Consider the following 16,901-nt stretch of genomic DNA (forward strand, 5'->3'; position numbering starts at 1 on the left):
TCCGTCATTGCGAGCGGAGCGAAGCAATCCATCTCTCCGCGTCTGCCGATTCATGGATTGCTTCGTCGCTTCGCTCCTCGCAATGACGAAGAATCATGTTCACGCCTGTTCGATCTCTTCGCGCAGCACTTCGAGTTCGAGCCAGCGGTCCTCGGCTGTGGCGAGCTCGTCCTGCGCCTTGGCGATCGCGGCCGAGGCGGCGTCGAACTTCTTGCGATCCTTGCTGTAGAGATCGGGATCGTCGAGCAGCTTCTGCTGTTTGGCGATTTCGGCGTGCAGCTTGTCGATCGTCTTCGGCAAGGTTTCCAGCGCGTGTTTCTCGTTGAAGCTCAGCCGGCGCCTGGGTGCCGCTTCGGGTGCGGTGGCGGTCACCGCAACCTTGGCTTCCTTCTTATCCTCGACCGCGGCGTCAGCCTTCACGGTCTCGCGCTTCACGTCGGCGCCGCGCTGCGCCAGCATATCAGAATAGCCGCCGGCATATTCGATCCAGCGGCCCTGGCCTTCGGGCACGATCACCGAGGTCACCACGCGATCGAGGAAGTCGCGGTCATGGCTGATCAGGATCACCGTGCCGTCGTAGTCGCCGAGCATCTCCTCGAGGACGTCGAGGGTTTCGAGATCGAGGTCGTTGGTCGGCTCGTCCAGAATGAGCAGGTTCGACGGCTTGGCCAGCGCGCGCGCCAGCATCAGCCGGCCGCGCTCGCCGCCGGAGAGGGCTTCGAGCGGCGTTCCGCGCTGCTCCTGCGCGAACAGAAAGTCCTTCATGTAGCCGATGACGTGCTTCGACTTGTCGCCGACCATCACGTGGTCGCCGCGGCCGCCGGTCAGGGCTTCGGCCAGCGTCAGCTTCGGATCGAGGCTTTCGCGATGCTGGTCGAGCGTCGCCATCTCGATATTGGCCCCCAGCCGCACCGAGCCGGAATCCGGCGGATCGTTGCCGATCAGAAGGTGCACCAGCGTGGTCTTGCCGGCGCCGTTCGGGCCGACGATGCCGAGTCGGTCGCCGCGCTGGATCCGGGTCGAGAAGCCGTCGACGATCTTGCGTTCGCCGTAGGCCTTCACGATGTTCTTCGCCTCGATCACCAGGCGGCCGGATTTGTCGGCCTCGGCGGCGGCGAGCGTGGCATTGCCGGTGGCGCCGCGATAGTTGCGGCGCTGGTCGCGCAGCGCGAAGAGATTGCCGAGCCGCTTGACGTTGCGCTTGCGGCGGCCGGAGACGCCGTGGCGCAGCCAGTGCTCCTCGTTGACGATCTTGCGGTCGAGCTTGTGCTGATCGCGCTCTTCTTCCTCCAGCACCTCGTCGCGCCACGCCTCGAACGCGCCAAAGCCGCGGTCGATCTGCCGGATCTGGCCGCGATCGAGCCAGGCCGTTGAGCGCGACAGGTTGGTGAGGAAGCGGCGGTCGTGGCTGATCAGGACCAGCGCGCAGCGCCGGCTCTCCAGCTCGCCCTCCAGCCATTCGATGGTCGGCAGGTCGAGATGGTTGGTCGGCTCGTCCAGCAGCAGGATGTCGGGCGAGGGCGCCAGCACCCGCGCCAGCGCCGCGCGGCGCGCCTCGCCGCCGGAGACATGCGCCGGGTCTTCGTCGCCGGTGAGGCCGAGCTGTTCGAGCAGATAGCGCGCCTGGTAGTGGTCATCGCCGGGGCCAAGGCCAGCCTCGACATAGGACAGCGTTGTCTTGTGGTCGCCGAAATCCGGCTCCTGCGGCAGATAGCGGATGGTGGCGCCGGGCTGCACGAATCGGCTGCCGGAGTCAGGCTCGACCAGGCCGGCCGCGATCCGCAGCAGCGTCGACTTGCCGGAGCCGTTGCGCCCGATCAGGCCGACGCGCTCGCCTGCGGAGACCGACAGCTCGACGCCGCTAAGCAGCGGCGTGCCGCCAAAGGTCAGGCTGATGTCCTTGAGCTGGATCAGGGGCGGGGCCATCGCGCTAACCCCCGTTCGCCGTTGCCTGCTCGGCGCGGCGGCGCTGAATGCGGCGGATGGTCTGGTCGAGTGTCGCGAGGAACGTCGAGCGGTCGCGCGGCGAGTAGGATTTCGGCCCGCCGGTGATCTCGCCCGACGAGCGCAAATCGGTCATCAAATTGCGCACCGCGAGCGTCATGCCGATCGACTCCTCCGTGAACGGCTTGCCGTTCGGCGCGATCACGTCGGCGCCGGCCTTGACGCAGCGGCTCGCCAGCGGAATGTCCGCGGTGATCACGACGTCGCCCTCGCGCGCGCGTTCCGCGATCCAGTCGTCGGCGGCGTCCATGCCGGAACCGGCGGCGACGCGTTCGATCAGGGGATCCTGCGGCACGCGGATGAAATTGCCCGCGACCACGCTGACGGGCACGCCGAGCCGGATCGCGACGCGATAGATCTCGTCCTTCACCGGGCAGGCGTCGGCATCGACATAGATACGGGTGGGAGCGGGGGTTTCAGTCATCGATTCAATGGTTGGCAGGCGCGGCCTGCGTGTACTCCATGGTGCGGAAAATTGCGAGCAAAACGAGAGGCTTGCCACGCCTCTTTGTTCGACTACCATTGTCACCAGAAAAACAACGGAAATAAGGGAAAACCCCATGGACTCGCAGACCTACCGCGTCTCGGCCTACAACACCTCAAAGCTGTCAGAGAACAAGATCCACGACGACACGGTGGCGCGGAAGTTCGGCTTTTCCGGCGGTCTGGTGCCCGGCGTCGATGTGCTGGCCTACATGATGCACCTGCCCGTCGAGAAGTGGGGCCGCGATTTCCTCGCGCGCGGTCTGATCGAGGCGCGTTTCGTCAAGCCGGTCTATGACGGCGAGATCGCTGAATTGACCGGGCGAGAGACCGGCAATGGGCTCACGATCGAGCTCACCAGCCGCGGCGAGCTCTGCGCCACCGGCACCGCATCGCTGCCGGCATCGGCGCCGAAATTTGTGCTCGACGATTACAAGCAGGTCGCAGCGGTTGCCGAGCGCAAGCCGGTGAGCGCGTCGTCCTATCAAGAGGGCCAGTGGCTCGGCACCATCCCGCGCGACTGGTCCGGCGACGCCGCGAAGGAGTATCTCGCCGATATCAGGGAGACCGATCCGATCTATTTGCGCGAAGGTCTCGGCCATCCCGGCCTCTTGCCGCGGGTGATGAACAAGGTCCTGGTCGACAATGCGATCCTCGGGCCCTGGATCCATGTCGGCACCCGCATGCAGCTGTTGTCGGCGGGAAAGATCGGTGACGAACTGACCGCGCGCGCCAAGGTCACCGGCAATTACGACAAGAAGGGGCATCGTTTCGTCGAGCTCGACGCGCTGGTGCTCGGCAACGGCACGCCGCTCGCGCATTGCTGGCACATCGCGATCACCCAGCCGCGCGAGCAGGCGGCGGCGTAGCGCGGTCCGTCATTGCCGGGCTTGACCCGGCAATCCATCGCCTTCGCAAGAGTCGCTTCAGGTTGATGGATGCGCGGGTCAAGCCCGCGCATGACGAGAGTGAATCGGGCTAGGCTCGAGCTCATCCGCACCAACAGGTGTCATCCCCCGCGCATGCGGGGGATCCAGTACGCCGCGGCCTTTCGGCTCAAGCACAACTGTCTCTGGAATACTGGATCACCCGCTTTCGCGGGTGATGACAGCGGTGTTGCTGGTGGCAGCGGCGCTAGCGGCGGCCGCGCGGCCTTACGCCGCCTTCGCCTTGGCATCCTGGATCGCGCGCCAGACGCGCTCGGGCGTCAGCGGCATGTTGATGTGCTTGATGCCGTACTCCGACAGCGCGTCGACCACGGCATTGACGATGCAGACGAGGCTGCCGGCGCAGCCGGCTTCGCCGCAGCCTTTTGTCCCCAGCGGGTTGGATTTGGCCGGCGAGGGGTGATCGCCGACCTGCATCGACGGCACGTCGCCGGCGCGCGGCAGCGCGTAGTCCATGAACGAGCCGGTGATCGGCTGGCCCGAGCCGTCGTAGCTGACTTCCTCCATCAGCGCCTGGCCGATGCCCTGCGCGACGCCGCCATGCAGCTGTCCCGCGACGATCATCGGATTGACCACGGTGCCGAAATCGTTGACCGCGGAGTAGCGCACGATCCGGACCACACCGGTATCGGGGTCGATCTCGACCTCGGCGACGTGGCAGCCGTTCGGGAAGGTCGACGCCGTCTCCTTGGTGGCGTGGTCGACGTCGAGCGACTCAGGCGTGCCCTCCGGCATCTTGGCTCCGCGCATCCGCTCGGCGAGCTCCATGATGCCGATCGAGCGGTCGGTGCCGGCGATGGTGAAGCGGCCCTGGCCGAACTCGATGTCGGCTTCGGAAGCCTCCAGCATGTGCGCGGCGGCCTTCTTGCCCTTCTCGACGACGAGCGCCGAAGCCTCGACGATCGCCTGTCCCGTCGCGGTGATCGAGCGCGAGCCGCCGGTGCCGTTGCCGAAGCGGACCAGATCGCTGTCGCCCTGTTCGAGCGTGATCTTCTCGAAGGGAACGCCGAGCTGCTCGGACATCACCTGCGCGAACGGCGTGGCGTGGCCCTGGCCGTAGTCGAGCGTGCCGGTGGTGAGCTTCACTGAACCATCAGGCTCGAAGGTGATCTTGCCGAGCTCGCCGCTCGGCGGCGCGGTCACCTCGAGATAGGAGCCGACGGCGATGCCGCGCAGCCTGCCGCTCTTTTTGCTCTCCTTCTTGCGCCTGGTAAAATTCTCGTAGTCGGAGATCTCCAGCGCCTTCTGGAACACGCCGGCGAAATCGCCGCTGTCATAGGTGACGCCGGAGGCCGCCGGGAACGGCAGCTGCGACGGCTTGATGAAATTGCGCTTGCGCAACGTGAAGCGGTTGATGCCCATCTCGTCGGCGGCGGCGTCGATCAGCCGCTCCATGTAGTAATTGGCCTCGGGCCGGCCGGCGCCGCGATAGGCGCCCATCAGCGTGGTGTTGGTCAAAACCGTCTTGATGTCGACGCCGAGCAGCGGCGTGCGATAGACGCTGGCGAGGTTCTTGCCGGTGTTGAGCGACAGCGGGCCCGGCGCGACGCCGGTGATGTAGGCGCCGAGATTGCCGTAGCCGGACAACCGCACCGCGAGGAACTTGCCGTCGGCATCGAGCGCGAGCTCGGCATGGATCAGCTGCGCACGGCCCTGGCTGTCGGAGAGGAAGCTGGTCGAGCGCTCGTCCAGCCACTTCACCGGACGGCCGAGTTCGCGCGCCGCATGCGCGATGCAGGTGTATTCGGGATAGTTCATGTTCTTCATCCCGAACGAGCCGCCGACATTGGCGGTGAGAATACGAACCTTGTCGGCTGGCACGTTGAGGATCTTTGCAAACCCGGCCTTGTTGCCGGAGACCCCCTGGGTCGGCACTTGCAGCGTGAAGCGTTCGGTCTTCTTGTCATAATGTGCGAGCGCGACGCGCGGCTCCATCGAGACCACGGCGACGCGGGTGTTGACGATGTCGAGTTTTGTCACATGCGCGGCACCGGCGAACGCGGCTTCGATCTTCGCGGTGTCGCCATAGTGATAATCGAGCGCGACGTTATCAGGGATGTTGTCATAGAGCTGCGGGGCGCCGGGCTTGGCGGCTTCGGCCGCGTCGGTCACGGCGGGCAGCGGCTCGATATCGACCTCGACGGCCTCGGCCGCATCGCGCGCCTGCGCCGCGGTCTCCGCGACCACGAAGGCCACGGGATCGCCGACGAAGCGCACCTTGTCGGTGACCAGCGCAGGGCGGTTGGTCTGCTTGAGCGGCGAGCCGTCGCGGTTTTTCAGCGGCAGGCCGCAGGTGAAGGGGTTGTAGCCGGCGGCCGCGAGATCGGCGCCGGTCCAGGCTCCGAGCACACCCGGCATCGCCCTGGCGGCCGCCGTATCGATGCCCTTGATGATTCCGTGGGCATGGGAGGAACGAACCATCCAGCAAGTGACTTGGCCGGGCAGGGAGAAATCGTCGGTGTATTTGCCCTTGCCGCGCACCAGGGTGTCGTCCTCCTTTCGTCGAACCGGCTGTCCGACACCGTATTTTTGCAGTGCGATAGCGTTCTCGAGGGAGGCGGGCGGCGTATGATCTTGCATCGGAAAATGACCTGAAATGCCCGGATTTGCTGGAGTTTGGGGGCGCTGAGGAGATAACGCACACCCCCCTTAACGACAACGCCCGATTAGGCATGGACCCAATGTGAACGGAGTTTGCGCAGGCCCTTGGCGCTGCTAAAGTTTCCGTGAACGACAATTCTTCGGCGGGCCCTATGGATTCCCCGTGGGCCCTGCGGAAAGACAGTATTTTGATGAATGACCATGTGCGGCTTTGTGACGGTCCTCCGGCCGGCGAAGCCCCGTCAGGCTTGGTTGCGGCAGGACCGGAGACCGGCGTCTACGCCGCGCTCGATCTTGGCACCAACAATTGCCGGCTCCTGATCGCCTGTCCGACCGGCGACGGGTTCCGCGTGGTCGATTCGTTTTCGCGGATCATCCGGCTCGGCGAGGGCATCGCTGCGACCGGCTCGATCAGCGAGGCGGCGATCGAGCGTGCGATTGCTGCGCTCGCCATTTGCAGCGACAAGATCCGCTATCGTAAGGCCCGCCGGCTGCGGCTGATCGCCACCGAGGCCTGCCGTGCTGCCGGCAACGCCGAGAGTTTTCGCGCGCGCGTCGCGGCCGAGACCGGCATCAAGCTCGAGGTGATCGACCGTGAGACCGAGGCGACGCTCGCCGTGATCGGCTGCTCGCCGCTGCTCGATCCCAGGGGGCGCGGCGCCATCCTGTTCGACATCGGCGGCGGCTCGACCGAGCTGGTGCGGATCGAGCGCGATCCCGACCCGCCCAATGCTCCGCCACGCATCAAGGCGTGGATGTCGATCCCGCTCGGCGTCGTCACGCTCGCCGAGCATTTCGGCGGCAAGAACGTCACGCGGGATCTGTATGCCCAGATGATCGACGAAGTCGCGCGACACGTCGCGCCGTTCGCGGCCGAGCACGGCAAGGATCTGCGCGACATGCACATGCTCGGCACCTCGGGCACCGTGACCACGCTCGCCGGCGTCTTCCTTAATTTGTCGCGTTACGATCGCCGGCGCATCGACGGCATCTGGATGAACGATGGCGACGTCACGGCGACGATCCAGAAGCTGCTCGGCATGAGCTATGAGGCGCGCGTCAGCAACAGCTGCATCAGCGTCGAGCGGGCCGATCTGGTGCTCGCCGGCTGCGCGATCCTCGACGCGATCCGCAACGCATTCCCGATGCCGCGGCTCCGCGTCGCCGATCGCGGCCTGCGCGAGGGCATGCTGGTCGAGATGATGCGCGAGGACGGCGCGCTGCGGGCGTGCTAGATGCCTTGCTTGCCTCGCCCCGCTTGCGGGGAGAGGCCTAGGCCGCCTTTGGCGGCCGTTCTTAAGATGGACGCCGAAGCGAAGCTTCGGCTATGTCGCGTCGCAAGATGCGATCCGGGTGAGGGGGACTCTCCACGAGCACATCTCTCGCCTTCATTTGCGGAAGCAGCCCCTCACCCCAACCCTCTCCCCGCAAGAGCGGGGCGAGGGAGAAGAGAAAATGAAATGGCGAAAGACACCACCGGGCGGCTGCACGTCACGGTCAAGAGCGGCGGCAAGCGAAAACTGTCGTCAAAACTCTGGCTTGAGCGCCAGCTCAACGATCCCTATGTCGCCAAGGCCAAGGCGATGGGCTACCGCTCGCGCGCGGCCTTCAAGCTGCACGAGATCGACGACAAATATCGCCTGCTTAAGCCGGGCATGACGGTGGTCGACCTCGGGGCTGCGCCGGGCGGCTGGAGCCAGATCGCGGCCAAGCGCACCGGCGCGGCCGACGGCAAGGGCAAGGTGATTGCGATCGATCTCTTGGAGATGGGCGAGATCCCCGGCGTCACCTTCGCGCAGCTCGATTTCCTCGACCATGACGCGCCGGCGAAGCTGATCGCGATGATGGGCGGCCGCGCCGATTTCGTGATGTCCGACATGGCCGCCAACACCACGGGCCACCGCAAGACCGATCAGCTGCGCATCATCGGCCTGGTCGAGACCGCCGCGCATTTTGCCGGCGAAGTGCTCAATCCCGGCGGCACCTTCCTGGCAAAAGTGTTTCAGAGCGGCGCCGACGCCGAGCTGGTGGCGCAGCTGAAGCGCGATTTCGCCAGCGTGCGCCACGTCAAGCCGTCCGCCAGCCGGCAGGATTCCTCGGAGCGCTACGTGCTGGCGACGGGGTTTCGCGGGCAGCAGCAGCCGTCATTGTGAGGCACTGAGGCCGCTTCTTGCAGGACTGGAAAATTGGGTAACGCAGGCGCATATCTCTCATATGGCGACCATTGTTCAATGCAATTGCGGCGCCGAGTACAGACGCACTGAAGAGAAGTTCTTGGTGCCGCATACGGGTGACGCAATCTGCACGGTCTGCGGAGCTGCGCTGGAATCGTGGCTGGAAACGACCCACGTTCCCACATACGAACTTGTTGAACGTCCGGATCGAAGACAGCCAGCCGGAACGACCGGCCAACCCTAAGGGCTTGGCCGTGACCGGACGGCGGCCTGCAGCGTCCGTGCCTCGGGAACGGCTCGTTCGCTCGACTAGCCGAGCCGCTGATCCCGCGCGTTTTGCGTATCCTCGGTCGCGACCTTGACGGCCTCAGTGGCGGCGCGCTTCTCGGCGCCCTTGCGGCTCGAAATGTCGATCGCCTTGCGGCCGGCGATTTCGTTGCCGGCGTCAACCGGCATCTGCCAGAAGAACCAGGCCGAGGCCGCCGAGATCAGCGAGACCACGATGAAAGCCGGCGCGAACACGTCGGCGGAGAGCTCGGTCGCATGGTGCAGCGCCAGCGTGGTTTCAACCGAGAACGCGCCGACTGCGACGCCCGCGGACACCGCGAGCTGCTGGTTGACGCTGACGAGGGTGGTGGCGCGGCTCATCTGCGGCGCCTCGACCTCGGCATAGGCCACGGTGTTGATCGCGGTGAATTGCAGCGAGCGGAAGAAGCCGCCGACCACCAGGATGGTGAAGATCAGCATCAGCGGCGTCGAGATCGTGAACAGGGCGCAGGCGGCCAGGAAGGCCGAGCTGACCACGGCGTTGACGGTCATCATGTTGCGGAAGCCGAAGGCGCGGATGATGCGCGCGGCCAGCGTCTTCATGCCCATGGCGCCGACGGCGGAGGCAAAGGTCACGAGGCCGGACTGGAACGGCGACAGGCCGAAGCCGACCTGCATCAACAGCGGCAGCAGGAACGGCAGCGCGCCGATGCCGAGCCGGAACATGAAGCCGCCGATGATCGACGCGCGCATCGTCGGCAGCCGCAGCAGCCCGAAATCGAGCACCGGCGAACCGGTGCGCCGGGCGTGGATGACATAGAGCGTCATCGACACCGTGCCGACCCCGACCAGTGCGGCGACGATCGGCCACGGCAGCAGATTGAGGCCGGCGACCGAAAGCCCGAAGGCGATGCCGGCAAGCCCGATGCCGGCCAGCACCAGCCCCACGAGATCAAAGCGCTCGGGGTCTTCGCTCTTGATCGGGTCGATATATTTCAGCGCCAGGAAGATGCCGAGCAGTCCGATCGGAATGTTGATCAGGAAGATCCAGTGCCAGGAGAAATAGGTGGTGATGAAGCCGCCGAGCGGTGGCCCGATCACCGGGCCGATCAGCGCCGGGACCGTCACCCAGGCCATCGCGTTGACCAGCGCGCTCTTGTCGACCGAGCGCAGCAGCACCAGCCGTCCGACCGGGGTCATCATCGCCCCGCCGAGGCCCTGCAGGATGCGGGCGAACACGAAATCGGTCACCGAGGAGGACAGCGCGCAGCCGATCGAGCCCAGCATGAAGACGGCGACCGCGCCGGCAAACACAATGCGGGCGCCAAAACGGTCCGCGGTCCAGCCGCTCGCCGGGATGAACACCGCAAGCGACAGCAGATAGGACGTGATCGCGAGCTTCAGCGTCAACGGGCTGGTGCCGATATCGGCGGCGATCGCCGGCAGCGAGGTCGCGATCACAGTCGAATCCATGTTCTCCATGAACAGGGCGCTGGCGACGATCAGTGGAATGATACGCTGATTGTTCAAGGGCTTGGTCGATTCGTGGAACTTGTGGGGCCGTTAGACTTGGCACAGAATGGCAGCGATTTGCACCCTGATCCGGGGAATATCCGAGGAGCGTTTTAGATCGCAGTACGCCAATGATCCCGTCGCGTAATCGCTCTGGCTCGATCCGGCCGCCGTGCCTTGCAGCAGCTTCCGCGCGTTGCCGTTTTGGTCGGATCAAACGAGCGAACCGGCTGCACCCGCTTCAAGAGTGCTGCAACCGATGAGTGCCGGCTCGCGCTGAAACGCCTGTTCGATTTGTTTCCAAATATTTCCAAACATCGAGGCAGGCACAAACAGACGTTGTTGGGAGACAAATCTCACGTAATCTGAATGAGTCCCCCAATCGATCGGACCCCATGCCCGCTGCCACCGACCGTCTCCTCGCCGCCGTCGAAGCGATCTATGACACCGCGCCCAATCCATCACTCTGGCCATCCGCTCTTGGCAAGATCGCCGACTGCTTCGATGACGCCGGCGCGATCCTCGAATGGCGAAGGGAGGATGCGACGTTCGGAGTGATCGTTTCCGAGGGCCTCACAGCGGCGGCCCGCGAGTTCGAGGCGCGGTGGGCGCAGCACAATTTCAAGGGCGAACGAGCGATACAGGCCGGCCTCTATTTCAGCGGCGAGCCCGTCACGGATCGGCACGTTGGCCCGATCGACGATGCTTACCTCAATCATCCCTTCCAAAAGGAGTTCCTCGTCAAACACGGCCTAGGCTGGTTCGGCGCAGTGGGAGTGTCGCCGGATCCACGGATCGCTGTGGCGATCAGCGTGCAGCGGGATTTCGCCAAGCCGCAATTCTCCGACGCTGAACTGGAGGTCATAGGGACGCTCGGGCGCCACACGGAGAAATCCTTACGTCTGTCGATCAGGCTGCTTGATACCGAACTTGCCAATCTCGGCCTCGGCGACGCGCTCGCCCGGATCGGTATCGGCGTGTTTGCGCTGGACTGGTCGGCGCGCGTGCTGTTCGCCAACCCGATCGGGAAGAGTCTTATTGGCGAGGTGTTCGACCTCGTGAACGATCATCTACGCGTTCGCATGGCGGCGAGCCGGGCTCCGTTCGAGGCCGCGATGACGCAAACCCTTCGCGCCGAGGCGAGGGACCTCCTTGCCGAGCCAAGACCCATTCTCCTCGGGCCGACCTCGACAGACCGGCGTTTCGTTATCTACGTGCTCCCGATCACGGCCGGCGCACTTTCAGCCGGTCACTTCCTGACCCATACTCGGGCGATCGTCCTCGCTATTGAACAAAAATCCGCCGAGCCGCCCGACCCCGCGGTCGTGCGTGACATCCTGGGATTGACGCTTGGCGAAGCAAGGGTCGCCTCGCTGGTCGGTTCGGGTCTTCCGCCGCGAATGGCTGCGGAACGCCTCGGCATTGCCGAGGATACGGCGCGCAACGTGCTGAAGCGGGTATTTGAGAAGCTGAACGTCTCGCGGCAAAGCGAACTCACGGCGTTGCTCGGCCGGCTGGTCTTGCGCTGATCTCGGATCATCGCGGCGCATCCTTTTGCGTCGCCGGTCCAATTAATCGCACAGATTGTATCGCAAAAAATGAGCGCTTAGACCCATTTGGGTCATGTCCCGGCGGTGGAGCAGCGGAATATCCCCCTGCGATCGCGTGCAGTGGACTGAAGCCTCCCAATCATGTCTCGGTTTCTCAAGAAGCTTGCGGTCGTCCTGGTGACGGCTCCGCTGGTGTTGTCCTGCTCAGCGGCGGGTACAGCCGGATATCGGGAGCTGAATTTCTCGCACGAGACGCTCCTTTTTCATTTTACTCATTTCTCAATTCATACTGGAGAAGATTGTGTCCACCATTTCGTACGTCGCTTTGACAGGCACTTCCGCTTCCGAAACCCTGACTGCGAACGTTAGTTACGATCCGGTCGCCGACACCTACGATGTTGTAAGCGTTATTTACGGCGCCGGAGGCAACGACGTCCTGACGGCCCTTTCGATGCCGATCACGGTCAATGGCCAGGTGCTCGATTTTGGTTCGAGCCTGGATGGCAACGACGGAAACGATGTGCTGTACGGCGGGAATCGTAACGACACTCGCAGTGGCGAAGCAGGCTCGGACACGCTTTATGGCGGCGATGGCAACGACCAGCTTGCCGGCGGCGGCGGCAACGACGCGTTTTACGGCGGCAACGGCGACGATAATATGTCATTCGACGGCGCCGGCTTCGATACGTTTGATGGGGGCGCTGGCAATGATACGCTGACCGTCGTGAATGCCGATCTCAGCAACAGCACGTTCACCAGTGTAGAACACCTATACCTAAATAATCTCGATCCTTATCTCAGCGCTACGGCGGCGCAGCTCAACTCCTTTAGCTCGGTAGGCAGCTACACCGGTTTCCACCTGACGTTGACCTCCCCGGGCAGCATTGGCTCGAACTTCAACGCGCTCGATACCTCCCTCAATCCATATGCCTCCGGTTCGATCACGGGATCGTCTGGAGCAGACACTATCGACATGGCGCAGGCGAATGGGGGATTAACATGGTACTTGTATGCTGGCGACAACCTCGGCGGAAACCTGCTCGTCGGCGGATCGGGCAATGACTACCTTTGGGGCGGTAGTGGCGGCGACACGCTCGTGGGGAATGGCGGCGACGACTGGCTAACCGGCGGCAGTGGCAGCGATGGGCTCTACGGTGGCGCCGGGAATGACTCGCTGAGGGGTCAATTGGGCAACGACACGCTCGATGGTGGCGAGGGAAACGACAATATAGCAGGCGACGGCAGTCATGAGGTCTATTACGGCGGTGCGGGCGATGACATCATAGATCCGGGCAGCCTCGGCTTTGATACGATCGACGGCGGTTCGGGCAACGATTCCTTTTACCTCACCAGCCCGAATACAGACCTTAGTCATAGCACCATTACCGGCGTAGAAACTCTCCAGCTCTACCTTATTTCTTTCACTGCGACGGCTGCACAGATCAACTCATTCACCACGGTTGGCGGTGGGGACTATAATGCTTGGACGCTGACGCTGGCGACGCCAGGTTCGATCGGATCGAATTTTGACTATCTCGACGATTTTGTTTCGACGATAATTGGCTCATCGGGGGCAGACACCATCGATGTGTCGCAGTCCTCAGTCGGATCCAGATGGACTTTATCCGCGGGCGACAATCTCGGTGGAAATGTCCTTAGTGGCGGGGCCGGCGGGGACGTGCTCAACGCAGGCAACGGCGGCGATACGCTCAATGGCAACGGTGGCAATGACACCCTGAACGGCGGTGGCGGCAACGACTACCTCAGTGGCGGCATCGGCAATGACAGTCTCTATGGCGGTGGTGGCAACGATACGCTCGACGCGGGGGTCGGCACCAATACGTTAGACGGCGGCAGCGGCACCGACACAGCCAACTATACCGCCTTTACGCGCGCAAGCTTCACTGTCACCGATCTCGGGAACGGGCATTACCATATCGTTGGCAACGGTCATGACGATACGCTTGCCAATATTGAATATCTGAAATTCTCCGATCAGACCGTTTCTATCGGCGCACCTGTTCCGATCAGCGGAACGGCAGGCAATGATCAGCTCTACGGCACCGCTGGCAACGACACGTTCTACGGCGGCGCGGGCAACGACGTGCTCGTCGGTCTTGCCGGCAACGACCTCGGCTACGGTGGTGACGGTAACGACTACTTCTATGCCGGCTCAGGAAACGACACGCTGATCGGCGATGCCGGCCTCGACGTGCTGTTGGGCGAGGACGGCAACGACGCCCTCTATGGCGGCACCGGCTTCAACTATCTGTTCGGCGGCGCGGGCTCCGATACGCTGCTTGGTTCGGGTGGCGTTGCCGGCGACGTCAACGTCATGTTCGGCGACGACGGCGCCGATTATCTCTACGGCGGTCTCGGCACCAACTACTTCTACGGCGGCGCCGGCGTCGACACCATGTATGGCGGCGCCGGCCTCAACATTTTCATTTCCTCCGGAGAGACCGACGGCAACCTGATCTATGGCGGCTCCGGCCAGAATTACATCTACGGCTCCAATGGCGGCGACACTGTCACTGGCGGCAGCGGCGTCGACGTATTCTTGATGGGCTCCGGCAACGACGTCATCAGCGGCGGGGGCGGGGTTGACTATGCCTGGGGCGGCGGCGGAGTCGACACGTTCGCCATTTCCGACACTAAGCCGGAAGTGATGGTGATTCAGGATTTCAACAGCGGTGGAACGAATGATTTCGTGAACTTTGCCGGTACGTCCCTGCATTCGTTTGCGGACGTGCCGGCGGCGGAGTTCTATTCGCCTGGCATCAACACGACGATCATCACCGATGGCGCAGGCAACGCCGCGTGGTTGATCGGCGTTGCTCCCGGACAACTCGATGCCAGCATGTTCAAGCTTACATGACGCGCTGTCGTCAGCTAACGGGCCAAGTCGAGACTCGCCCAAGTTTAGATGCCGCATTTGACGGAATTCTCGAAAAGGCGGGCGAGGGGGCCGTATCGTCCTGCCCCCGGCCACGCTATTGCGGAACCGGCCAAACGTCCTAGATCCTGCGTGACGCTGGTATGCATCCGCCAGCGCTCGAGTCCCTTTCCGCTCGGATAGGATCGGAAAGGGGCTCTGGTTTCTTGTTTTGACGCGTTTTCTTCACGCGAACCGGAAGCCACTTCGCTCGAAAACGCTTCTGAGGTGTGTGCCGTGATCTACGTCCTTGCCGCTCTGCTGCCGCCGATCGGGCTGCTCCTGAACGGACAGCCGTTTTCGGCCGTCTTCAACCTGGTCCTGATCGTATTTTGTGCGGTTTTCGGGCTGTTTTTCCACGTCTTGCTGCTGGTGCCGTCGGCCCATGCCGTGATCGCGGTGCATATGAAGCGGGAGGACCGCCGCCACCGCGAGATGGTCGAGGCGATCCGCCGGCACGGGCCGCCGCCGGGCTTTCGGGCCCCGTAGGGCTACCGGGCCCTTAAAAAGGCCTGTGCATGGCTGGCAAACGCTTTGATTCGTCATCCCGCCATGCTATCGACCCGCGTCAACCCCATCGATGGGCTCCGATTCGACGGTGACGCAGCAAGCGTCGCCGCAGACGGCGTTCATCCGTAAGACCATCGCGGCGGACGCCGCAGATAAGGAGTTGGCAATGGCCACGGGATTTCAGGCTATCCGCGAAGCCTACACGTTCGACGATGTGCTTCTGAAGCCCGGCCTGTCGGACATCCTTCCCTCGGAGGCCGACATTCGTTCGCGCGTCACCCGCGCGATCCAGCTCAACATCCCGATCATGGCGTCCGCAATGGACACCGTCACCGAGGCGCGCATGGCGATCGCGATGGCGCAGGCCGGCGGCCTCGGCGTCATCCATCGCAATTTCGATCCCGAAGGCCAGGCCGCCCAGGTGCGGCAGGTGAAGAAATTCGAATCCGGCATGGTGGTCAATCCGCTCACCATCGGTCCCGACGCCACGCTGTCGGATGCGCTCTCGCTGATGAAGGATCACGGCATCTCCGGCATCCCGGTCGTAACCGGTGCGGCTAAGAACGTGCCGGGCAAGCTGGTCGGCATCCTGACCAACCGCGACGTGCGCTTCGCAACCGATCCGCGGCAGAAGGTTTCGGAGCTGATGACGCACGAAAATCTCGTCACGGTGCGCGAGGGCGTCAGCCAGGACGAGGCGAAGCGGATGCTTCATCAGCACCGCATCGAGAAGCTCGTCGTCGTCGACGATCAATATCGCTGCGTCGGCCTGATCACCGTCAAGGACATGGAAAAGGCGGTCGCCCATCCGCTCGCCTGCAAGGACGCGCAGGGCCGGCTCCGTGTCGCCGCCGCGACCACGGTCGGCGAGACCGGATATGAGCGCACCGAGCGGCTGATCGATGCCGGCGTCGACGTCGTCGTGGTCGATACCGCGCATGGCCACTCCCGGCATGTGCTCAACGCCGTCAACCGCATCAAGCGGCTCTCCAATGCGGTGCAGGTCGTGGCCGGCAACGTCGCCACCGAAGGCGGCGCGCAGGCCCTGATCGATGCCGGCGCCGACTGCATCAAGGTCGGCATCGGCCCGGGCTCGATTTGCACCACGCGCATCGTCGCCGGCGTCGGCGTGCCGCAGCTCACCGCGATCATGGATGCGGTCGCGGCGGCGAAGAAGGCCGACATTCCCGTCATCGCCGATGGCGGCATCAAATATTCCGGCGACCTCGCCAAGGCGCTCGCCGCCGGCGCCGACATCGCGATGGTCGGCTCGCTGCTCGCCGGCACCGACGAGACGCCCGGCGAAGTCTTCCTGTGGCAGGGCCGCTCCTACAAGGCCTATCGTGGCATGGGCTCGGTCGGCGCGATGGCGCGCGGCTCGGCCGACCGCTACTTCCAGCAGGATATCAAGGACACGCTGAAGCTCGTGCCCGAGGGCATCGAGGGCCAGGTGCCTTACAAGGGCCCGGTCGGCAATGTCATGCATCAGCTCGCCGGCGGCCTGCGCGCCGCGATGGGCTATGTCGGTGCCCGCAACATCGCCGACTTCCACGACAAGGCCGAGTTCGTCCGCATCACCGGTGCGGGCCTGCGCGAGAGCCACGTCCACGACGTGACGATCACGCGCGAAGCCCCGAACTATCCGGGCGGGGTGTAAGTAGCTCGTTCGTCATTCCGGGATGGTCCGAAGGACCACACCGCAGATACGCAATTGCGCAGCATGATTGCGCAAACGCCAAAAAGGGGATGCCGTCAACTGAGGCGGCCTCACCATCCACCTTGTTCGGCTTGCTTTGCCATCTCCCGCAGATGGCGAGCCAGCTCGAGGTAAATCTCTCGGGCGGCAGAGTCGCGCACGCTCGCTGCCTTTGCCTCGGCTTCTTCGGCTTGGAGTCGATATTCTTCCGCTTTCGAGTTT

11 protein-coding genes are annotated in these 16,901 nt (G+C 63.9%); 7 read left to right on the top strand and 4 right to left on the bottom strand.

What is annotated here, in order from left to right; genetic code table 11:
* Positions 1-99: 99 nt before the first annotated feature.
* Together K359_RS0106930 and K359_RS0106935 are read right to left on the bottom strand one after the other, a co-directional pair.
* On the bottom strand, positions 100-1,926 hold the full coding sequence (locus tag K359_RS0106930) for an ABC-F family ATP-binding cassette domain-containing protein (protein WP_029078690.1): 1,827 nt from the start codon (positions 1,924-1,926) through the stop codon (positions 100-102).
* 4 nt (positions 1,927-1,930) lie between these two features.
* Positions 1,931-2,428: a YaiI/YqxD family protein gene (locus tag K359_RS0106935; protein WP_029078691.1), complete on the bottom strand. Its 498-nt coding sequence runs from the start codon at positions 2,426-2,428 to the stop codon at positions 1,931-1,933.
* 136 nt (positions 2,429-2,564) lie between these two features.
* Between K359_RS0106935 and K359_RS0106940 the strand changes: the two genes are divergently transcribed.
* A complete protein-coding gene (locus K359_RS0106940) occupies positions 2,565-3,356 on the top strand; it encodes a hypothetical protein (protein WP_029078692.1) in 792 nt (263 codons plus the stop codon).
* 285 nt (positions 3,357-3,641) lie between these two features.
* Here K359_RS0106940 and K359_RS0106945 read toward each other — a convergent pair whose 3' ends face one another.
* Positions 3,642-6,014, bottom strand: coding sequence for a xanthine dehydrogenase family protein molybdopterin-binding subunit (locus K359_RS0106945; RefSeq protein WP_029078693.1), 2,373 nt, complete (start codon positions 6,012-6,014; stop codon positions 3,642-3,644).
* A gap of 212 nt (positions 6,015-6,226) precedes the next feature.
* Between K359_RS0106945 and K359_RS0106950 the strand changes: the two genes are divergently transcribed.
* A complete protein-coding gene (locus tag K359_RS0106950) occupies positions 6,227-7,270 on the top strand; it encodes a Ppx/GppA phosphatase family protein (protein ID WP_029078694.1) in 1,044 nt (347 codons plus the stop codon).
* 225 nt (positions 7,271-7,495) lie between these two features.
* Positions 7,496-8,188: an RlmE family RNA methyltransferase gene (locus K359_RS0106955; protein ID WP_029078695.1), complete on the top strand. Its 693-nt coding sequence runs from the start codon at positions 7,496-7,498 to the stop codon at positions 8,186-8,188.
* Positions 8,189-8,518: 330 nt separating this feature from the next.
* Here the strand turns inward: K359_RS0106955 and K359_RS0106960 are convergent, their stop codons facing one another.
* On the bottom strand, positions 8,519-10,006 hold the full coding sequence (locus K359_RS0106960) for a DHA2 family efflux MFS transporter permease subunit (RefSeq protein WP_029078696.1): 1,488 nt from the start codon (positions 10,004-10,006) through the stop codon (positions 8,519-8,521).
* A 245-nt stretch (positions 10,007-10,251) separates the two neighbouring features.
* Here K359_RS0106960 and K359_RS0106965 point away from each other — a divergent pair, with 245 nt between their 5' ends.
* The 4 genes from K359_RS0106965 (at position 10,252) to guaB (ending at position 16,640) form a co-directional block, all read left to right on the top strand.
* Entirely contained in the window at positions 10,252-11,517 is a 1,266-nt protein-coding gene (locus K359_RS0106965) for a helix-turn-helix transcriptional regulator (RefSeq protein WP_156928387.1), read from the top strand.
* Positions 11,518-11,839: 322 nt separating this feature from the next.
* Positions 11,840-14,416 carry a calcium-binding protein gene (locus K359_RS0106970; RefSeq protein ID WP_156928388.1) on the top strand — a complete coding sequence of 859 codons (2,577 nt, stop codon included), beginning with the start codon at positions 11,840-11,842 and terminating at the stop codon, positions 14,414-14,416.
* A 294-nt stretch (positions 14,417-14,710) separates the two neighbouring features.
* Positions 14,711-14,962 (top strand): hypothetical protein, encoded by a 252-nt coding sequence (locus K359_RS0106975; RefSeq protein ID WP_029078699.1) that lies wholly within the window; start codon positions 14,711-14,713, stop codon positions 14,960-14,962.
* A 187-nt stretch (positions 14,963-15,149) separates the two neighbouring features.
* Positions 15,150-16,640, top strand: coding sequence for an IMP dehydrogenase (gene guaB / locus K359_RS0106980; protein ID WP_029078700.1), 1,491 nt, complete (start codon positions 15,150-15,152; stop codon positions 16,638-16,640).
* Positions 16,641-16,901: the final 261 nt, after the last annotated feature.

Origin of the sequence: Bradyrhizobium sp. th-b2, from assembly GCF_000426785.1 — a bacterium.
Taxonomy (GTDB): domain Bacteria; phylum Pseudomonadota; class Alphaproteobacteria; order Rhizobiales; family Xanthobacteraceae; genus Bradyrhizobium; species Bradyrhizobium septentrionale.